Origin of the sequence: Marinobacter persicus (assembly GCF_900114155.1) — a bacterium.
Lineage (GTDB): Bacteria > Pseudomonadota > Gammaproteobacteria > Pseudomonadales > Oleiphilaceae > Marinobacter > Marinobacter persicus.
Window position 1 is genome coordinate 51,802 of the sequence record NZ_FOSC01000006.1, and the last position, 20,787, is coordinate 72,588.

19 protein-coding genes are annotated in these 20,787 nt (G+C 60.8%); 5 read left to right on the plus strand and 14 right to left on the minus strand.

What is annotated here, in order from left to right:
• Positions 1–9: 9 nt before the first annotated feature.
• The 7 genes from lepB to rpoE form a co-directional block, all read right to left on the minus strand.
• Positions 10–795: a signal peptidase I gene (gene lepB, locus BMZ63_RS07735; RefSeq protein WP_091703960.1), complete on the minus strand. Its 786-nt coding sequence runs from the start codon at positions 793–795 to the stop codon at positions 10–12.
• A gap of 14 nt (positions 796–809) precedes the next feature.
• On the minus strand, positions 810–2,630 hold the full coding sequence (lepA, locus tag BMZ63_RS07740; RefSeq protein ID WP_091703963.1) for a translation elongation factor 4: 1,821 nt from the start codon (positions 2,628–2,630) through the stop codon (positions 810–812).
• A gap of 193 nt (positions 2,631–2,823) precedes the next feature.
• Complete coding sequence (locus BMZ63_RS07745; RefSeq protein ID WP_091703966.1) at positions 2,824–4,257, minus strand: DegQ family serine endoprotease; 1,434 nt, start codon at positions 4,255–4,257, stop codon at positions 2,824–2,826.
• 80 nt (positions 4,258–4,337) lie between these two features.
• The gene (locus BMZ63_RS07750) at positions 4,338–4,787 is read right to left on the minus strand and encodes a SoxR reducing system RseC family protein (protein ID WP_091703969.1); all 450 of its coding nucleotides are present in this window, start codon (positions 4,785–4,787) and stop codon (positions 4,338–4,340) included.
• On the minus strand, positions 4,777–5,784 hold the full coding sequence (locus BMZ63_RS07755) for a MucB/RseB C-terminal domain-containing protein (RefSeq protein WP_227663441.1): 1,008 nt from the start codon (positions 5,782–5,784) through the stop codon (positions 4,777–4,779). Before BMZ63_RS07755 ends, BMZ63_RS07750 begins: the two co-directional genes overlap by 11 nt.
• Before the next feature lie 63 nt (positions 5,785–5,847).
• On the minus strand, positions 5,848–6,408 hold the full coding sequence (locus BMZ63_RS07760) for a sigma-E factor negative regulatory protein (RefSeq protein WP_091703972.1): 561 nt from the start codon (positions 6,406–6,408) through the stop codon (positions 5,848–5,850).
• Positions 6,409–6,423: 15 nt separating this feature from the next.
• Positions 6,424–7,041, minus strand: a complete 618-nt coding sequence (rpoE, locus tag BMZ63_RS07765; protein WP_091704396.1) for an RNA polymerase sigma factor RpoE — start codon at positions 7,039–7,041, stop codon at positions 6,424–6,426.
• 212 nt (positions 7,042–7,253) lie between these two features.
• Here rpoE and nadB point away from each other — a divergent pair, with 212 nt between their 5' ends.
• The 5 genes from nadB to BMZ63_RS07790 all read left to right on the plus strand — a co-directional run bounded on the left by nadB (position 7,254) and on the right by BMZ63_RS07790 (position 11,559).
• Positions 7,254–8,861, plus strand: coding sequence for an L-aspartate oxidase (gene nadB, locus BMZ63_RS07770; RefSeq protein WP_177187051.1), 1,608 nt, complete (start codon positions 7,254–7,256; stop codon positions 8,859–8,861).
• A 34-nt stretch (positions 8,862–8,895) separates the two neighbouring features.
• Entirely contained in the window at positions 8,896–9,168 is a 273-nt protein-coding gene (locus tag BMZ63_RS07775; protein ID WP_091704399.1) for an FAD assembly factor SdhE, read from the plus strand.
• Positions 9,152–9,613, plus strand: a complete 462-nt coding sequence (locus tag BMZ63_RS07780; protein WP_091703978.1) for a hypothetical protein — start codon at positions 9,152–9,154, stop codon at positions 9,611–9,613. Before BMZ63_RS07775 ends, BMZ63_RS07780 begins: the two co-directional genes overlap by 17 nt.
• Before the next feature lie 28 nt (positions 9,614–9,641).
• Complete coding sequence (gene ygfZ, locus BMZ63_RS07785; protein ID WP_091703981.1) at positions 9,642–10,622, plus strand: CAF17-like 4Fe-4S cluster assembly/insertion protein YgfZ; 981 nt, start codon at positions 9,642–9,644, stop codon at positions 10,620–10,622.
• Between the two features lie 103 nt (positions 10,623–10,725).
• On the plus strand, positions 10,726–11,559 hold the full coding sequence (locus BMZ63_RS07790; protein ID WP_091703984.1) for an HDOD domain-containing protein: 834 nt from the start codon (positions 10,726–10,728) through the stop codon (positions 11,557–11,559).
• A 48-nt stretch (positions 11,560–11,607) separates the two neighbouring features.
• Here BMZ63_RS07790 and ung read toward each other — a convergent pair whose 3' ends face one another.
• From ung to BMZ63_RS07825, 7 genes are all read right to left on the minus strand, one after another.
• A complete protein-coding gene (ung, locus tag BMZ63_RS07795; RefSeq protein WP_091703987.1) occupies positions 11,608–12,342 on the minus strand; it encodes a uracil-DNA glycosylase in 735 nt (244 codons plus the stop codon).
• A gap of 52 nt (positions 12,343–12,394) precedes the next feature.
• Positions 12,395–13,930, minus strand: coding sequence for a lysine--tRNA ligase (gene lysS / locus BMZ63_RS07800; RefSeq protein WP_091703990.1), 1,536 nt, complete (start codon positions 13,928–13,930; stop codon positions 12,395–12,397).
• Between the two features lie 51 nt (positions 13,931–13,981).
• A protein-coding gene (gene prfB / locus BMZ63_RS07805; RefSeq protein WP_143072203.1) for a peptide chain release factor 2 occupies positions 13,982–15,077 on the minus strand; the annotation gives its coding sequence in 2 pieces (ribosomal slippage) (positions 13,982–15,004 and positions 15,006–15,077; 1,095 coding nt in all).
• 366 nt (positions 15,078–15,443) lie between these two features.
• Positions 15,444–17,177 (minus strand): single-stranded-DNA-specific exonuclease RecJ, encoded by a 1,734-nt coding sequence (gene recJ / locus BMZ63_RS07810; RefSeq protein ID WP_091703995.1) that lies wholly within the window; start codon positions 17,175–17,177, stop codon positions 15,444–15,446.
• Between the two features lie 4 nt (positions 17,178–17,181).
• Complete coding sequence (gene thrC, locus BMZ63_RS07815; protein ID WP_091703998.1) at positions 17,182–18,582, minus strand: threonine synthase; 1,401 nt, start codon at positions 18,580–18,582, stop codon at positions 17,182–17,184.
• An 11-nt stretch (positions 18,583–18,593) separates the two neighbouring features.
• Entirely contained in the window at positions 18,594–19,895 is a 1,302-nt protein-coding gene (locus BMZ63_RS07820; protein ID WP_091704001.1) for a homoserine dehydrogenase, read from the minus strand.
• Between the two features lie 124 nt (positions 19,896–20,019).
• Complete coding sequence (locus BMZ63_RS07825) at positions 20,020–20,730, minus strand: DsbC family protein (protein WP_373296663.1); 711 nt, start codon at positions 20,728–20,730, stop codon at positions 20,020–20,022.
• Positions 20,731–20,787 lie beyond the last annotated feature (57 nt).

The window sequence follows — 20,787 nt, forward strand, 5'->3', positions numbered from 1 at the left end:
ACGCCTGAATCACTCAATCGTACCCACCCGTTCAAAAGATGGCAGACTGGTCAGGGATTGCCAGTGCATCCAGATGGCAAACGCTTTGCCCACCACCATGTCGTCCGGCACGGTACCCCAGAAACGACTGTCGTTGCTGTTGTCGCGGTTATCACCCATGACAAAATAGTGACCCTCGGGCACCACCCATTCGCCCTCGCCGGAACCCGACACCCGCCCCATGCTCAGGTACAGATCGTGCTCAACGCCGCCAATGCGTTCGCGCCAGCGTTCCATCGGCGGCATGCGGGCGACAAATTCACGGGGTACCGCCTTGCCATTCACGTAAAGCTGTTTGTCCCGGTAACGGATGTGGTCACCCGGCAGGCCAATCACCCGCTTGATGTAATTGGTCGCGCCGTCTTCGGGATAACGGAAGACCATGACGTCGCCGCGCTCCGGGTCCCCCACCTCGATCACCTTGGTGCCGGCCACCGGCAAACGCAGACCGTAGGCGTATTTGTTCACCAGAATGAAATCGCCCACTTCCAACGTGGGCAACATGGAACCGGAGGGAATCTGGAATGGTTCAACCAGGAAGGAACGCAACACCAGCACAATGGCCAGTACCGGGAAGAACGACCGGCTGACGTCCACCAGCCAGGGCTCTTTCGGCTCCTCGGCCGGTTCGCCGGCCTCCGGTGTCGGACCTGCCGCCGCCAGACGGCGTTTGCGCAGGAACAGCTTGTCGGCCAGCCAGACCACGCCGGTGGCAAACGTCAGCACCACCAGTACCAGCGGGAAATTGATATCCATTCCGGTGTCTTGTCCTATTTATCGACCTGTAACACGGCGAGGAACGCTTCCTGGGGCACATCCACATTGCCCAGCTGTTTCATGCGTTTCTTGCCCTCTTTCTGCTTCTGCAGCAGTTTCTTCTTACGGCTGACGTCGCCGCCGTAGCACTTGGCGGTGACGTTCTTGCGCAGCGCCTTGACCGTGACCCGCGCCACCACCTGAGTGCCGATGGCCGCCTGAATGGCAATATCGAACATCTGGCGGGGAATCAGTTCTTTCATCTTGTCGATCAGCTGACGGCCTTTGTAGTGGGCCTGATCCTTGTGAACGATCAGCGCCAGGGCATCCACCCGCTCGCCGTTGATCAACACATCCAGGCGCACCAGCTTGGCCGGCTGGAAACGCACGAACTGGTAGTCCAGCGAGGCGAAGCCGCGGCTGGCGGATTTCACACGATCGAAGAAATCCAGCACCACCTCGGCCATGGGCAGCTCGTACACCACCTGCACCTGGTTGGACATGAAGTGCATGTTCTTCTGCACACCGCGCTTTTCCTCACACAGGGCAATCACATTACCCAAATGCTCCTGTGGCACCAGGATGCTGGCCTCGACAATCGGCTCGCGCATTTCCTCGATGGAGCCAATATCCGGCAAGCGCGAAGGGTTGTCCACCGACAGGGTCTCACCCTGAGTGGTCACCACTTCGTAGATAACGGTGGGCGCGGTGGTGATCAGATCAATGCCGTATTCCCGCTCCAGCCGCTCCTGGATAATTTCCATGTGCAGCATGCCCAGGAAACCACAACGGAAGCCGAATCCCAGGGCGTCGGAGTTTTCCGGCTCGAAGAACAAAGAGGCGTCGTTCAGGGTGAGCTTTTCCAGCGCATCCCGGAAATCGTCGTAGTCATCCGAACTGACCGGGAACAGGCCGGCGTAGACCTGCGGCTTCACTTTCTTGAAGCCCGGCAGCATCGGGGTTTCCTCGGCGTACTTCTGATGCACGATGGTGTCGCCCACCGGCGCGCCGTGGATGTCCTTGATACCGGCCACCACGAAGCCAACGTCGCCGGCCTCGAGAATGTTGGTGTCTTTCGGCTTCGGGTTGAAAATACCCACCTTGTCGGCATTCCAGGCCTTGCCGGTGGACTTGATCACGATCTTGTCACCCTTGCGCAGGGTGCCTTCGGTAATCCGCACCAGCGACACCACGCCAAGGTAGTTATCAAACCAGGAATCGATGATCAGCGCCTGCAACGGCGCCTTGCGGTCACCCTTGGGCGGCGGGATGCGGTGAATCAGATCCTCAAGCACATCTTCCACGCCCATGCCGCTCTTGGCACTGCAGCGCACGGCGTCGGTCGCTTCGATGCCGATCACATCCTCGATTTCCTCGGACACACGATCGGGCTCGGCCTGCGGCAGGTCCATCTTGTTCAGCACCGGCACCACTTCCAGGCCCTGCTCGATGGCGGTGTAGCAGTTGGCCACGGACTGGGCTTCCACGCCCTGGCCGGCGTCCACCACCAGCAGCGCACCTTCACAGGCGTACAGGGAACGGGATACCTCGTAGGAAAAGTCCACGTGGCCGGGGGTATCGATGAAGTTCAGTTTATAGATCTGGCCGTCCCGGGCCTTGTAGTTGAGCGTAACGCTCTGGGCCTTGATGGTAATCCCGCGTTCACGCTCCAGGTCCATCGAATCAAGTACCTGCTCGGCCATTTCCCGGTCTGTCAGGCCACCACAAATCTGAATAAAACGATCCGCCAGGGTGGATTTGCCATGGTCGATGTGCGCAATGATGGAAAAATTTCGTATACGACTGATGTCGTTATCTTTTTCGGCTTCAGACATTCATCAAAACCCAGATGGTATGAACACTCGGATGCAAGGATGCTGAAAATCATCCGGTGCGGAAATTAAAAACGGCAGGCATTGTAACGCGAACAGAGGGCGCTGTCGCCCTGAACGCCGCAGGTGGCGCGAGTTTGTGGAGAACTGGCAAGGTCCGCGGGATTGCCGAAGGCCTTGCCAGACGGGGATGGCTTCAGGGCCGCATCACCAGGTAGCTGGCACGGCCTTCGCGGATTATGCGCACAGAAACAGCCCGGTCATCCGGCAGGCGTTCCACCGCCTCGCGGAACTCCGCCAGCGAGGTCACCGGGCGACGATTCAGCTCGGTAATCACATCCCGCACCCGGATACCAGCCTGGTAGGCCGGGCCACGGTCGATGTCAGTCACCACCACACCCCCGTCAATACCCAGGGAGCGAGCGGCATCTTCCGGCAGCGGTTCAACCGTCAGGCCGAGCGGATTGCCCGCGCTATCGCCCTGATCCCGACCACTGACCGCCGGCGAACGCTCATCATCTTCCGGCAACTGGCCAATTTCCACGTTCAGGGTAATTTCCCGACCTTCACGCAGCACGGTCAGGGGCACCGTTTCTCCCACCGGGGTGCGTCCGACCATTGGTGGCAGGTCTGCGGAAGTATCCACCGGGGCGCCATCAAATTCGAGTACGATATCGCCGGAACGCAGACCACCCTCCGCTGCCGGCGAACCTTCCATCACCTCGGCAATCAGCGCCCCCCGGGGGCGATCAAGACCAAAGGTTTCGGCCAGATCCCGGCTGACTTCCTGGATCAGCACACCCAGCCAGCCACGGGACACGGCACCATCATCGCGCAGCTGGCGGAACACATTCATGGCGTCATCAATGGGGATGGCGAACGAGACCCCCATGAAACCACCTGAGCGGGTGTAAATCTGGGAGTTGATACCCACCACTTCGCCGTCGAGGTTGAACAGCGGGCCGCCGGAGTTGCCCGGATTGATGGCCACATCGGTCTGGATGAAGGGTACATAGTTTTCCGACGGCAGTGAGCGGCCAAGTGCGCTGACAATGCCGGCGGTCACGGTGTAATCGAAGCCGAAGGGAGAGCCGATGGCAAATACCCATTCGCCCACCTCCAGGTCGCGGGAGCGGCCAATGCGCACCACCGGCAGATCATCGCCATTCTCGATTTTCAACACGGCCATGTCCGAACGGGGGTCGGTGCCAACGATGGTGGCACTGAATTCCCGGCGGTCACTCAGGCGCACCATCACCTCATCGGCACCTTCAACCACATGGTTGTTGGTCAGCACATAGCCGTCGGCCGAGACAATGAAGCCGGAGCCCATGGAACGGCGGGGCTGCTGACGGGAATGGGGGGAGTCACCAAAGGGAGACTGGGGGCCACGGAAAAATTCCTGCAAAAACGGGGGCAACTGTTCAAGCTGGCGCTCATCAAACGGAGAACCATGGAAACCGGAACTGCGGTTCTGTGGTTCGGTGGTGGTGCTGATATTCACCACCGCACTGGAATTCTCTTCCACAAGATCGGTGAAATCCGGCAGTTGGGCCGCCGCCACCTGGCTCCAGAACGCGGCTACCAGAGCCGCCAGCATCAGCATGACATTCGTTTTTACACGCGACATAATCAACCCCTGGTTTGATTCGTGACCAGCCTACATTCTGAGGGCAAAGTACGACTTTTCAACTTAAAAAACCGTAGGTATCAAAGCCCTGGCACCGTCCCGATGCGCTGAACACGCAACATGCGAGGCTCGAAGGCCCCGGCATTGCCGGCCTGCCAACGGCGCACCAGCCAGAACCCGCCTGCCAGGCCCACCACCGCGCCGGCTACCGCCGACAACTCAGAACCACCAAACCCGCGAAAACCGGCAATACAGCCAACCACCAGCGCAAGCAACGGCACACCATAAACCCATAGCGAAGCCCGCAACAGGGCCTGTTCGTCAATGCCCAGTACCACGTCATCACCGACCCGGGCGCCGGCGGAGTTGCTTACCCTGACCCGATTGGCCCGCCCACCGGTCACCGAAGCCAGAGCCCGCTGGCCACAACCGGAGCGGGCCGAGCAGCTCTGGCAGGCGCTGGTGCGGATGGTCTGTACCCAGGCATAGCCACCATCGATGGCCACGACTTTTCCGGTTTCAGTGATCATGGCCCGACAACTCCACGGCCCGTGCATCGTCAATCACCACAGAATCGGCCAGCTGGCGGGCCGTCTGTGGGGGAATCTCGCCCACCACGGCAATCAGGAACGGCCGGTTCTGCACATCAATCTGGCGCATGTAAATGGTGGTTGCGCCAATCCGCGAGGCGCCGGTGGGCATTTTCAGGTTGCCGACCGGCTCGACGAATACCGAGAACGCCGCCAACCCGTCAGAGAACGCCACCACCTGGCCACGCCCGGAACGGGGCGCCGCCGCGGGCACAAAGCCGTCCGGCCGCCAGTCCAGGGTCCAGCCACTGGTGCGATTGGCCGGGGATTCGGCACTGCGCGGAGCCCCCAGGGTGCGGGCAATCTCCCGCCCCCGGGTCTGGATTTCAAACTCTTCGTCCGGAAGATTGTCCGCTATCTCCAGACTGGTGAACTGGAACTGCTCCAGCACTTCGCCATCCGGCGCGCGAACATGACTTTTCACCAGCAGACCGGTGTTTTTCTCCAGCCACAAACGGTGGCTGTGACGGTGTTCATCTTTGGCCCGCAGGGCAATTTTCACGGCGTCGTAACCGGCCACCCGGTCTTCCCCCAGAAGTTCCGGGGTATACCACTGCACCATGGGAGCCAGCTGCGCCGAGAAAGCCTCGGCGAAGGGGCCGGAGGGAATAACATCGTCGAGCCGGATGCGACCCTGGTCGGGCAGGACGCACACCACGTCCATGCCCTTGCGGACGATCTCGCCGCTACCCCCATCCTGCAGCACCAGACGCTCCTCCACCTGGCCGTCCCGATAGCGATGGGCAATACGCATCGAATGCACCTGATCGCCCCGGGCGTACACAAATACGCCACGATAGGAGGTCATGTTCAGGGCGGGGCCAAGCTTCTCCAGCCATTCACCGGCACTCTTTACGGTCCCGTCCGGCTGGCCATCGTCTCGGGCCTGGGCCGAAAACGGAATCAGCACTGCCAGCGCCATCATCAGCAAAGCCACACACAGCCGTTTTCCGGCAGCCGGATGATTCACACTCGGAACCACAGCAGTAACCCCGGCCATTTAATAACCACTGTTCGCGCTGACCATGCGAGCGTAGCCCACCGAACCCCGGCCGGCACCCACGCTGTTATGCTGGGCATGCTCGAGCATGTACTGGCGCATCTGTCGACGCTGTTCTTCATCCAGGCCCTGCAGGGTCACCTCCTGAATGGCGCTCGGCAGTACCTGTGCCGGCGCCGGCTCACTGGAGCCGGCCGCCAGGCCTTCAGCACCGGCCGCGGGCTCGCCACCCTGCCAGCCGGTGCCGGCACCAAAGCCTATCACCAGCGCCAGGGCGACCATCGCAGCGACCGGCCAGTGCCAGCGACGAGAGGTTGGCGATACCGCCGCAGGTACCGACGGCACTTCCCGGCCGTCGAGTTGCGCCCGCACCCGGGATGCGACATCCGCACCGGCAACGGGCCCATGATTCTCGTGCATCAGGTCGCGAATCTGCTGCCAGCGCTGCCACTGGCCACGGACGTCTTCCTGGTCACCATGAGACAGCAGCCGACGCACCGACAGCTCGTCGGCTTCGTCGTCCATCATGGCGGACAGGGTTTCTCTGAGACGCTCGTCCATCGGATGCAACCTCACTTACGTCGATGAATGATTGAGCAGTGGCCCGAGGTGCCGGGCCACCGCGTCACGGGCCCGGAAAATCCGGGACCGGACCGTGCCTATCGGACACTCCAGAATCCTGGCAATGTCCTCGTAGCTCAGGCCGTCGTATTCCCGCAACAGAAAGGCCGAGCGTAATTCTTCCGGCAAGCCGGCAATGGCGGTATTCAGGGCCTTTTGCAGTTGTTCCCGCTGCAACAGCTTTTCCGGCGATGCCACATCCCGCAAACGCCCGCCATCATCGAAATTCTCGGCATCGGCGGCGTCCGCCGACCCCTGGGGCCGACGCCCGCGGGCTTCCAGATAATTCTTGGCGGTGTTGACGGCAATCCGGTAAAGCCAGGTATAGAAGGCGCTGTCACCCCGGAAACGCTCGATCGCCCGATATGCCTTGACGAAGGTATCCTGGGTCAGGTCCATGACCTCCTGCGGGTCATACACGTACCGGCTGATAATGGACGCCACACGGGATTGATATTTCACCACCAGCAGATCAAACGCCGCCCGGTCACCGTTGCGTATTTTGCGCACCAGCTGCAAGTCGGTCTGGCTGTCAGTCTGCTCACCCGAATGGCGGTTGTTGTCAGGAGTCATGGACGAAGCAACACGGTGTCCCGGAGTTGTGGCCGTAACCGGCCCTTTTTTGCTCGAATTCGCCTGCGCCATCGCTGTCTTCCGGTAATCGTTCCTGAATCCAGGTTCCTGGCCGGACCACACTGTCCGGCAACAACCGTCAGGCCAAATAGACAGCGGGCGCAAAGTTTAGTTCAATACAGGCTCACATTATGGCCCGCGATAACGACCCAATGCCACAATCCTACGAATACGATGTCCTGATCATCGGCAGCGGCGCCGCCGGCCTGACGGTGGCCCTCAATCTGCCCGAACACTTGCGCGTGTGCGTGGTCAGCAAGGCCGATATCAGCTCCGGCGCCACACTCTGGGCCCAGGGCGGCATTGCTGCCGTGATGGACGCCACCGATTCGGTGGAAGACCACATTCAGGACACCCTGAAAGCCGGCGGCGGTCTGTGCCATGAAGATGCCGTGCGTTTTACCGTGGAACACGGCAAGGAAAGCATTGACTGGCTGATCGATTCCGGGGTGGACTTCACCCGGGAGGAAGACCAGCAACATTACCACCTTACCCGCGAGGGCGGCCATAGCCACCGGCGCATCATCCATTCCGCAGACGCCACTGGCCGGGCCGTATCCACCACACTGGCCAGCCAGGCCGAGGCCAGACCCAACATTGAGCTGAAATCCGGCCGTGTGGCGGTGGATCTGATCACCAACCGCAAGCTGTCGCTGCCCGGCAACCGGTGTGTGGGTGCCTACGTACTGAATCTGGAAGACAACCACGTAGAGCTTTACCGGGCACGCTTCACGGTGGTGGCCACCGGCGGGGCGTCCAAGGCCTACCGCTATACAACCAACCCCGATGGCGCTTCCGGTGACGGCATAGCCATGGCCTGGCGGGCCGGTTGCAGGGTGGCCAACATGGAGTTCAACCAGTTCCATCCCACCTGTCTGTACCACCCGCACGCCAAATCTTTCCTGATTACCGAGGCGGTGCGTGGAGAAGGGGGTGTACTCAAACTGCCCGATGGCAGCCGCTTCATGGACCGCTTTGATCCCCGGGCCGAGCTGGCCCCCAGGGATATCGTCGCCCGCGCCATCGACCACGAAATGAAGCGCCTGGGGGCCGACAACCTGTATCTGGACATCAGCCACAAACCGGCGGATTTTGTAAAGCACCACTTCCCGACCATCTACGAGAAGTGCCTGGGTTTCGGCATTGATATCACCAAAGACCCGATCCCGGTGGTGCCAGCCGCCCATTACACCTGCGGCGGCATTATCAGTGACGAGCGCGCCCGCACCGATGTGAACCAGTTGTACGTGGTGGGTGAAGCGGCTTTCACCGGGCTGCACGGGGCCAACCGCATGGCCAGCAACTCCCTGCTCGAATGCCTGGTGTATGGCAGAGCTGCGGCGGCCGACATCACCCGCCGGGAAGCCGATATTCCGGCCCCGCCCGAGGCCCCGGACTGGGACGAAAGCCAGGTCAGGGACAGCGACGAAGATGTTGTCATCTCACACAACTGGGATGAACTGCGCCACTTCATGTGGGATTATGTCGGGATTGTACGCACCACCAAACGGCTGCAGCGGGCCAAACACCGGGTTGATCTGCTGCACAGCGAGATCAACGAGTTCTACAGCAACTACCGGGTCAGCAATGACCTGATCGAGCTGCGTAACCTGGTCACGGTATCTGATCTGATCATATGCTCCGCCCTGCAACGCAAGGAAAGCCGGGGGTTGCACTACACCCTGGATTACCCGGGCCTGAACCATGACAGCAAGGACACCGTACTGGTGCCGACCACCTATCGAACCCTGTCCCCGTAACGGGGCGCCATTGAGCCTGAAAACGGAAGCCATTATGTCCGAAACCACTGACACCAACGCCAACACCGAATTCCACCGCCTGTGGTGGCACAGCCGCCGGGGCATGCTGGAACTGGACAACCTGTTGATTCCGTTCCTGGAAGAAGCCTACCGGGACCTGGACCCGGCCGATCAGGCCCGTTATCAGAAGCTGATCAACTGCGAGGACGCGGATATGTTCGGCTGGTTCATGCAACAAAGTCGGCCGGAAGACCCGGACCTGCAACGCATCGTCGACATCATCCTCCAGCGTGTCCAGCCAGCTTGAACTGGCTCTGACTCCCTCGGCCACGGCCGGCCTGCTCGGCGCCCTGCCCTGGGCGCTGCTGGCCATGTTTGCCATGACAGCCGGCCTATCAGCGGCATCAGCCCTGTTATGGGCACTGCCCGTGCTGGCCTGGGGCGGCTGGCAAGCCTACCGGCGCCACGGCCTGTTACAGGGCCCGCGCAGTGTCACCGCACTGAAAACCGACAACCGGGGACTTCACTGCGTGCTCGCCGATGGCACCGAACTGCCGGTCGCCGTGGACTCCGCCAGCAGCCTGGGCCCGTCCCTGATGGCCTTGAAATTCAGGGTACCCGGCACCACCTTCGGTAAACTGTCTACCCTGATTATCAGCAAACCGGGTATGCTGCCGGCCAATGCGCCAGCGAATGACTGCCGCCGCCTGAGAATGTGGCTGAGAGCCGGCCAACACCGCAACCCGCGCTGACGTTCACCGAACCTGACCGGAGAACACCATGAGCATCAACAATCACGACCGGGCCCCGGAAAATCTGGCCGGTTACCTTCCCCTTGCCGAAAAACGTGTCGTGCGCATCAGCGGCGCGGGCACGGACAAATTTGTACAGGGCCAGTTCAGCCAGAATGTCGACGAAATCACCTCCGAACAGTCGTTGCGGGCTGCCGCCTGCACGCCAAAAGGTCGGGCTTATCTGCTGACCCGTTTTGTCCGTGACGGTGACGACCTGCTGATGGATGTTGAGGATGAGCTGGCCGACGCCGCTCTCGGCCAACTTAAGAAATATCTGATGCTGTTCCGGGGCACGACCATGGAGGCTCAGCCACAGGCCCGTATTCTGGGGCTGATTGGCGAACAGGCGGCCATTGCGGTGGCCGGTGAACCGGCCCGCTCGCTCGAAGCTCCCGGCCAGGTGACCAGGACTGACCAGGGTTTTCTCGTGCGCGTGGAGGATCTTCCAGGCGGGAACCCCCGCTTTGAGTTCTGGCAAACCGGTGACAAACCGGCCGGCCTGGCGGAGCTGCCGGAACTCACCGCCGAGCAATGGCAGGCCGCCAGCATTGCCGCCGGCGTGCCCTGGCTGACAGGGGCCACAACGGAAGCCTATGTGCCACAGATGCTGAACCTGCAACACCTGCAGGGCATCCACTTCAAAAAGGGCTGCTACACCGGCCAGGAAGTGATTGCCCGCATGCATTTTCTCGGACAACTGAAGAAAAGTCTGTTCCGGCTGGATTTCGCCGGCACCGACACGGCGCCGGCACCGGGCAGCAAACTGATGGCGGACGGCAAAGCCATTGGCGATGTGGTCAACGCCGTCATGACCGGAGCCACTCAGGGCACCCTGCTGGCCGTGCTGCGCCACGACGCCGCCAACAAGCCCCTGCAACTGGCAGAGGACGAATCGGCAACATTGACGGTGGTTGATCTGCCCTACCCGGTACCCGAACGCGACACGCCGGAGCCGGAAAACACCTGATTGAGCAGCACAAACTTCTGAAATTTGCTATAAAATAAAGTAGATAGCCATTTCAGAGGGCTTCCGCCCGGACGCCCTCCAGACAAGCGGAATGTAATAGATCATGGCAAACATTATTGAAACCATTAAGTCGGACCTGACCCAGGCCATCGACAACGACAAGCTGGTGCTGCCAACCCTGCCGGAAGTGGCCCTGAAAGTCCGCGAAATTGCCGAAGCCGAAGACTCCGCCATTGCCGATCTGGTCAAGGTGATCAGTAACGACACGGCCCTGTCTGCCCGGATCATCCGCGTATGCAACAGCCCGCTGTTCCGTGGCACCCGCAGCATCGAAAACCTGAACATGGCGGTCAGCCGGCTGGGCATGGCTTACACCAGCAACCTGGCCATGGGCCTGGCCATGGAGCAGATGTTCCAGGCCACCTCCGACATGATCGACCGGCGTCTGCGCCATACCTGGCAGGTCAGCACTGAAGTGGCCGGCATCTGCCACGTACTGGCCCAACACTACACCGGCCTGAAGGCCGACCAGGCAACCCTGGCCGGCCTGGTGCACCTGATTGGCGTTCTGCCCATTCTGCGCTACGTGGAAGACCAGGATCTGCAGATCAGCAGCATCATGCTGGACAAGGTGATCGACGAGCTACACCCGAAAATCGGCACCCTGATTCTGAAGAAATGGGACTTCCCGAAAGAGCTCCAGAATGTGCCGATGGAATACGCCAACTTCGCCCGGGAAGTGCCCAGCGCCGATTACGCCGACCTGGTCATGATCGCCAACCTGCAGATTATTTCCGGCACCGACCACCCGTGGAACGAGATGGACCTCAGCAAAGTCTCTGCCTTCCAGCGCCTGGGTCTGGATCCGGAAACGGACATGAGCGAAGAGGAAGACCTCAACGCCCAGATGGAAGCGGCCATGGCGCTGCTGAAGTAGAGCTACCCCCCGCCGGCGGCTCGCTGGTCAGCTCCCGGAAGGGACAGGTCACTTCCGGGTATAGCGCGCCAGCAGTTCAGCCTTTGATGGCAACGCCCAGTTCACCGGGCGTTGCCCACGCTCCTGCAGGAATGCATTCGCCCGGGAGAAATGCCGGCACCCGAAAAATCCACGATAGGCGCTCAGCGGTGAGGGGTGCGGGCCCTCGAGTACCAGATGCCTCTGACGATCAATGTGCTTACCCTTCTTGCGGGCATACCCACCCCAGAGCAGAAACACCACGTTTTCCCTTTCCCGGTTAATTGTCGCAATCACCTGGTCAGTAAAGTTTTCCCAACCCCTGTTCTGGTGGGCGCCCGCATTGCCCTGCTCCACCGTCAACACACTGTTGAGCAACAGCACACCCTGCTCCGCCCAGGGCTGCAGGCAACCGTGATCCGGCGGGGCAAGCCCCAGGTCGCTCTCGATTTCCTTGAAGATATTCACCAGCGAGGGTGGCGGCGGTACGTCCGGACGCACGGAAAAGCACAGACCATGGGCCTGGCCGGGGCCGTGATAGGGATCCTGGCCGAGGATCACCACGGAGACATCGTCCAGCGGCGTGCTGTTCAGGGCGTTGAAGCACAGCTGGCTGGGCGGGAACAGGACTTTTCCGGCGGCTTCCTCGTTGGCGAGGAACTGCGCCAGCTGGTGCATATACGATTGCCGGAATTCTCCGGCCAGATACTCATCCCAGCCAGTGCCCGGCTTCAACTGATTGGCGAGAATATCAACGGGTGCCATAAACGACGCTCCTGACAAAAAAACGGGGCCAACAGGCCCCGGATCGACTGACTTACTCCTGGGAGGCGCCCTGATCGGGCTTGTGCTCCGGGCGCATGGCCGGGAACAGGATCACGTCACGGATGGACGGGGAATCGGTCAGCAGCATGGCCAGACGGTCAATGCCGATGCCTTCGCCAGCGGTCGGCGGCAGGCCGTATTCCAGCGCCATCACGTAGTCTTCGTCGTAGAACATGGCCTCGTCATCGCCGGCGTCCTTCTCGGCCACCTGGGCGCGGAACCGCTCGGCCTGGTCTTCGGCGTCGTTCAGCTCCGAGAAGCCGTTGGCGATTTCGCGGCCGCCGACGAACAGCTCGAAACGTTCGGTGACAAACGGATCGCTGTCTTTACAGCGCGCCAGCGGCGACACTTCCTTCGGGTAATCGGTAATGAAGGTGGGCTGCATCAGGCGATGTTCGGCGGTCTCCTCGAAGATTTCCACCTGAATCTTGCCCAGTCCCCAGATGCCCTTCACCTGGATGCCCAGCTGCTTCGCCAGCTCGGTCGCCTGGGCTTTGTACGCCAGCTGTTCGCGGGTGACTTCCGGGTTGTGGCGCAGGATGGCGTCCACCACCGTCAGGCGTTCGAACGGCTTGCCGAAATCGTATTCCACGGTTTCTTCGGTGCCGTCTTTCAGTACCCTGGTGTTGGTCACCGTGGTGGTGCCCAGCACCTGCTCGGTGATCGTGCGCAGCATGTCCTCGGTCAGGTCCATCAGGTCGTTGTAGTCGGCAAACGCCTGGTAGAACTCCACCATGGTGAACTCGGGGTTGTGGCGGGTGGACAACCCCTCGTTACGGAAGTTGCGGTTGATCTCGAACACCCGCTCAAAGCCGCCCACCACCAGGCGCTTGAGGAACAGCTCGGGCGCGATACGCAGGTACATGTCGATGCCCAGCGCGTTGTGATGGGTGATGAACGGACGCGCGGTGGCGCCGCCCGGGATCACCTGCAGCATGGGGGTTTCCACTTCCATGTAATCCCGCTCGGTGAAGTACTGACGCATCACGTTGATGATCTTGGAACGGGCGTAGAACACCCGACGGCTGTCCTCGTTCATCATCAGGTCGACGTACCGGTGGCGATAGCGCGCCTCGGTGTCGGTCAGGCCCTTGTGTTTCTCGGGCAGCGGGCGCAGGGACTTGGTGAGCAGCACGTATTCGTCCATGGTCACATACAGATCGCCCTTGCCAGACTTGGACAGGGTGCCCCGTACGCCCACAATGTCGCCCAGGTCCCAGTGCTTGGTGTCTTTCTGGACGTCCTTGGAGGCGTAAATCTGGATGCGGCCGGTCATGTCCTGAACCACCTTGAACGCCTTGCGGTCGAGCATCATGCGACCGGCAATGGCCACCTGGATGCCCATTTCCGCCAGCTCTTCCTTCGATTTATCACCGTATTTTTCCTGCAGCTCGGCAGCGGTGGCATCCCGGCGGAAGTCGTTCGGGAACGAATTGCCCTGCTCACGCATGGCGGCCAGTTTGGCGCGGCGCTCGGCAATCAGCTTGTTGTCCTCGTGCTGTGCGGCGTTCTGGGTCTGTTCAGTCATGTTGGCTCACTAAAGAAGTCGGGGTTGTCCGTGATGGTTGAATGGCGCCGCTTACAGCGCCATCTTCAGACTGGCTTCAATAAACTTGTCGATGTCACCATCCAACACTGTCTGGGTGTTGCTGGTCTCGACCTTGGTGCGCAGATCCTTGATGCGGCTGTCATCCAGCACGTAGGAGCGGATCTGGCTGCCCCAGCCGATGTCGGATTTAGCGTCTTCCTGTTTCTGTTTCTCGGCGTTGCGTTCCTGCATCTCGCGCTCGAACAGCTTGGCTTTCAGCTGTTTCATGGCCTGGTCTTTGTTCTGGTGCTGGCTTCGGCCAGCCTGACAGGCCACGACGATGCCGGTCGGGTTGTGGGTCAGTCGCACGGCGGATTCGGTCCGGTTAACGTGCTGACCACCGGCGCCGGAGGCACGGTACACATCCACCCGCAGGTCGGCCGGGTTGATCTCGATTTCGAAGCTGTCGTCCACTTCTGGTGATACGAACACGGAAGAGAACGAGGTGTGCCTGCGGTTGCCGGAGTCGAACGGCGATTTACGCACAAGGCGATGCACGCCGGTTTCGGTACGCAGCCAGCCATAGGCATATTCGCCCTGGATGTGGATGGTGGCACTCTTGATGCCGGCCACTTCCCCTTCCTGCAATTCGACGATCTCGGCCTTGAAGCCACGACGTTCGGCCCAGCGCAGGTACATGCGCAGCAGCATGTTCGCCCAGTCCTGGGCTTCGGTGCCACCGGAGCCGGCCTGGATGTCCAGGTAGGCGTTGTTGGCGTCCATTTCGCCGGAGAACATGCGGCGGAATTCGAGTTTTTCCAGCTCTTTGTCCATCGCGGCCAGGTCGCCTTCGATGTCTTCGACGGTGCCTTCGTCCTCTTCCTCCACGGCCATGTCGAGCAGGCTTTCGGCGTCGCTCAGGCCGTTAGTGAGGTTGTCGATGGTGCGAACGATCAAATCAAGATCGGAGCGTTCTTTGCCCAGCGCCTGGGCCCGGTCGGGGTTGTCCCAGACGGTGGGCTGTTCGAGCTCGCGTTCGACTTCGGTCAGTCTTTCACTACGGCGATCGTAGTCAAAGATACCCCCTCAGCGCTTCGGTGCGCTCGCGAAGTTCTTTAATCTTCGTCACTATGGGATTAACTTCCATGGAATCTCTTCTCGCGTTGGGAAATGATGCGATGAAATCAGGGGGCGGATTCTACCGGAATTTGGCGGTTAAATCAGCTGTCTCTACTTGGGTGAAAGCACCGAGCGAGGGTAGTACTTTCCGGGAGACGCTGTGAATACATCCCTGTACGCTTAACGAAAACATCCCTGTTTTCGATACTCCCGGAAAGTACTACCCTCACCCGGTGCCCGGACCATGGTGCAAAACGCTTCTGCATTTAGCCCGTCATTGTCCGTGGCCTTTCATCTTTATTTTCCGTGTTATTCCGTGTCTTCCGTGGCAAAAACCGTCTTTATCTTTTCTTTCTATTTCGTGTTCTTTCGCGGATTTCGTGGCCAAAAAAAATCAGTCCAGCGGCTCCAGATAATCCACCAGCAATTGCAGGTTGGTCCGCCCACGAAAGGTATTCGCATCCGGCTTGTACACCACCCGCGCCCCACTGCGGGTAAAGTCCGGCACTTCCGGCCCGGTGTTGAAGGCGATGCCGTCGATGATGCCGCCGCCCTCAAACGGTTGGAGCACCAATTTCAGGTGGTTTTCGCCGACGATGCGCTGGCTGACCACGCGGAAGTTACCATCGAACACCGGCTCGGGGAAGTGCTGCCCCCAGGGGCCGGCGCGTTTGAGCAGGTAGGCGGTGTCGAGGTTGAGTTCTTCCGGGGCCAGGGGGCCGTCGGTGGTGATGGCGGCTTCCAAGTCTTCCGGTTGCAAGGTGTTACGCACGGCCTGGTCGAAGGCGTTGCTGAAACGCTCGAGGTCCGTCCGGGCGATGGTCATGCCGGCTGCCATGGCGTGGCCTCCGTATTTTTTCATCAGGCCGGGGTTTTTGGCGTCCACCACGGCCAGGGCATCGCGGATGTGCAGTCCGGGGATGGAGCGGGCGGAGCCTTTGAGGTGTTCGCCGTCGTCGTCCGGGGCGAAGGCGATGGTGGGCCGGTGGGTCTGTTCGCGGATTCTTGCTGCCAGAATGCCGATCACGCCCTGGTGCCAGTCGTCGTCGAACAGGGCCAGGCCCCAGGGCAGGCCGTCGAGGTCCAGGGACATGGAGGCCAGCAGGTCCTGGGCCTGGGTTTTCATTTCTTTCTCGATGCTGCGCCGTTCGCGGTTGAAGTTGTCCAGCTCCCGGGCCAGGCGCTGGGCTTCGTCGCGGCTGTCGGCCAGCAGGCAGGCGATGCCGATGCTCATGTCATCCAGCCGGCCGGCGGCGTTCAGGCGTGGGCCCACCACAAAGCCCAGGTCGGTGGCACTGATTTCGGTGTAGTCACGGCCAGCCACTTCCAGCAGGGCCAGGATACCGGGTCGGGCTTCGCCCTTGCGAATGCGGCGGATGCCCTGCTCCACGAAGATGCGGTTGTTGTGGTCCAGCGGCACCACGTCGGCCACGGTGCCCAGGGCCACCAGATCCAGCAGATTGCCCAGGTTGGGTTCGGGCGAAGGCAGCCGGTTGTGATCCCGCAGGTATTTGCGCAGGGCGGTGAGTACGTAGAACATCACACCCACCCCGGCGGCGTTCTTGCTCAGAAACGGGCAGCCGGGCTGGTTGGGGTTCACGATGGCGTCGGCGTCCGGCAGCTCGTCGCCCGCCAGGTGGTGGTCGGTGATGACCACTTTCACGCCCAGTTCACGGGCCACTCGCACCCCTTCGATGGCCGAGATGCCGTTGTCGACGGTCACCAGCAGGTCCGGCAGCTCGCCCTCTTCCCGCAACCGGTGGATGATGCCCGGCGTCAGGCCATAGCCATCGGCAAAGCGGCTGGGCACGCGGAAGTCGATGGCCTCAATGCCCAGCATGGACAGCCCCAGCATGGCCACGGCGGTGCTGGTGGCGCCATCGGCGTCGAAATCGCCCAGCACCATCACCCGTTGTTTTTCAGCGATGGCGTTGGCCAGCAGTTCCACGGCGCGATCGATACCACGCAGCTCCATGGGCGAGGCCAGGTATTTCAGGGTGTATTGCAGCTGTTCGTCCGACTGCACACCACGGGCGGCGTACAGGCGGCGAAGGATGGGAGGCAGGTTTTGCCCCCAGCCGGCCTGCTCAGGCGGCCGGGGGCGACGCAGGATCTTTTTTGGAGTCATGCCGTCAGGCGTTCTTCCAGTGCTTTGAGATGAAGCCCTGCACTTCGGAGAGGTTGTTATCCAGAACGGTATAACGCTCTTCGCGCTCGAACAGATCGGCCATGTGCACGGGCAGCTCGGGCTTCACGCTCACGCCGGATTCGGCCACCGCGTCCGGGAACTTGGCCGGATGGGCGGTGCCCAGGGTGATCATGGGCACGGAGGCGTCACGGCGGCAGTTGCGGGCGGCACGCACGCCAATGGCGGTGTGCGGATCGAGCAGGTATTCGTTCTGGTCGAACACTTCTCGGATGGTATCGCAGGTACCCTTGTCGTCCACGGCGTCACTGTCGAACAGTTTGCGGGCGCTCTTCCAGCGGTAGTCGGCGATGCTCACCGGTCCCTTGCTGGCGTTTTCCAGCAGCTCTTTAACCGCTGCCCCGTCGCGACCGTGCAGGTCGAACAGCAGGCGTTCGAAGTTGCTGGACACCATGATGTCCATGCTCGGCGACAGGGTGTGTTCGAGCTGGTGCTGCTCGTACTTGTTGCCGCTCATGAACCGGTGCAGGATGTCATTCTTGTTGGTGGCGATCACCAGCTGGCTGATGGGCAGGCCCATCTTTTTGGCCAGGTAACCGGCAAAGATGTCGCCGAAGTTACCGGTGGGCACGGAGAACGCCATACTCCGGTCCGGTCCGCCCAGCGACAGGGACGCCTGGAAGTAGTACACGATCTGGGCCATGATCCGGGCCCAGTTGATGGAGTTCACCGCCGCCAGTTGGGTCTTGCCACCCAGGAAGCTCTGGTCGCCAAAGCTTTCCTTGACCATGCGCTGGCAGTCGTCGAAGTTGCCCTTCACGGCGATGTTGTGAATGTTGTCACCGGCCACGGTGGTCATCTGCCGGCGCTGCACTTCCGAGACGCGCTGGTACGGGTGCAGGATAAAGATGTCCACGTGCTCGCACCGGCGGCAGCCCTCGATGGCGGCCGAACCGGTATCGCCGGAGGTGGCGCCCATGATCACCACGTGCTGCTTACGCTTTTCCAGCACGTAGTCCAGCAGGCGGCCGAGCAGTTGCAGGGCGAAATCCTTGAACGCCAGCGTGGGGCCACGGAACAGCTCCATCACCCATTCATTGGTGTCCAGCTGCACCAGCGGGGCCACCGCCTTGTGGGCGAACACGCCGTAGGTGTCTTTCAGCATTTCCCGGAAATCATCTTCGGGAATAGCCTCTTCCACGAACGGGTACATCACGTTAAACGCCAGATCGGCGTAGGACAGCCCGCGCCAGCTGCGGATTTCTTCCAGGCTGAAATGCGGCAGGGATTCGGGCACGTACAGCCCGCCATCGCTGGCCAGGCCGGTCAGCAGAACGTCTTCAAAACCCAAACTGGGGGCCTGGCCCCGTGTACTGATGTATCTCACGTGCGTACCTGTTAATTGAAGTTTTCAGCGCGGATGCGAATAACTTTGTCGGCGATGTCGGCCAGGGCTTCCATTTCCTCGATGGCCAGGTTCATCTGGCGTTCCTGCACCGTGTGGGTGAGGATGATCACCGGAATGCGGCCATCCTTGAATTCGGATTCCTTCTGCATGATCGACTCAATGTTGATGCCATGCTCGCTGAGAATAGCCGCAATCTTGGCCAGTACACCCGGGCGATCCAGCGCCTGGATGCGCAGGTAGTAGGCGGACTGGATATCTTCCATCGGCAGCACCGGCAGATCTTCCAGCGCCTCCGGGCTGAAGCCCAGGTATGGCACACGCTGTTTGCTGCCGGCTGCCACCGAGCGTGCGACATCGACAATATCGGCAATTACCGCAGAGGCAGTGGCTTCATCACCGGCCCCGGGGCCGTAATACATGGTCTGGCCGACCGCGTCGCCGTCGACCATAACCGCGTTCAGAACGCCATCCACCTGGGCAATCAGGTGGCTCCTGGGCACCAGGGTCGGGTGAACACGCAGCTCAATGCCATCCTCACGGCGGCGGGCAATACCAAGGTGTTTGACCCGGTAGCCCAGCAACTCGGCGTGGGCGATGTCGTAGGGGGTCAGCGAGGAAATGCCTTCGGTGTAGGCTTTCTCGAACTGCAACGGGACACCGAGGCCCGAAGAGGCCAGAATCGTCAGCTTGTGGGCGGCGTCAATGCCTTCAACGTCAAAGGTCGGATCGGCTTCGGCGTAACCCAGGTCCTGGGCTTCTTTGAGTACTTCGGCGAAGTCACGACCGGCACGCATTTCGGTCAGGATGTAGTTACCGGTGCCATTGATGATGCCGGCGATGGTGTCGATGCGGTTGGCGGCCAGGCCTTCACGCACGGCCTTGATCACCGGAATGCCACCGGCGACACCGGCCTCATAGGCAACCACCACACCGGCCTTCTCGGCCGCGTCGAAAATCTCGTTGCCATGTACGGCAATCAGCGCCTTGTTGGCGGTCACCACATGCTTGCCATTGGCAATGGCAGCCAGAACCAGTTCCTTGGCGGCCTCGTAGCCGCCAATCAGCTCCACCACGATGTCGATATCGGGGTCATTTACCACATCGAAAATGTCGGTACTGAACGGAATGCTGCCCAGTGCAAGGTCATCACGACTACGACGACTGGCTACCCGGGTAATCCGGATATTGCAGCCGGCCCGGCCCGCAATAAGCGCTGCGTTGCGAGTCAGGACATTGAATGTACCGCCGCCAACGGTTCCCAGTCCGCAAATTCCGACATTAACGTCTTTCAAGCTCTCACCTCTGATCCCGATGGGGTGCTGATGGATTGCAATTTTAAAAGCCACAGTATACCGGTTCAGAGCCCCCGGAATAAGCCCCGAAACCGACACGAATCGCTGTCAGCAAACCACGTTGTTAAAGCAGGCCCAGACCTTCGGCCAGATTGTTGGCCGGAACGTAACCGCGCACCATGTTGCCATCCTCCAGCACGATGGCCGGTGTGCCGGTCACCCCCACTTCCGAACCCAGCCGATACTGGGCCTCAACCGGATTCTCGCAGGTTTTACTGTCAACAGAGCGACCTCCCTTGGCAGCATCCATGGCGGCCTGCTGATCATCCGCGCACCACACCGACTCATATTTTTCCCAGGAAGGCGTATCCGGCCCGGAACGGGGAAAGGCGTAATAATTCACGGTAATGCCATAATCGTTCAACTGGGGAACTTCGTCATGAAGCTTGCGACAGTAGGGACAGTCGATATCGGTAAACACATCGATGACCGCCTTTTCCTCGCCGCTTGCGGGATAGCTGATCACGCCACCGTCGCTGTACGCGGCCATGGCCTCACGACGCTGGCCGGCACGCTCACGTTCGCTGACATTGGCAATGCCGTTATCAGTGATCTCCAGCATGTCGCCCGTCAGCAGGTAACGGCCATTCTCGGTGGCATAGACCGTCTGGCCGTTGGTGGCCTGCACCCGGTAGAGTCCGGGCGCCTCCGAGGGCTGCACGGAAGTCACCTTCAGGCCGGGTACGGCATCTGCCAGCTTGCTGGCGATGGCGTCTTCTTTTTCACCACTGGCGACCGGCATGGACAAAGCCGAAGACAGGACCAGACCGGCCATGACTAGGATTGCTCTGGATTTCATGTTTTTCCCTTCTGTTCGGTAAAAGACCCGGCA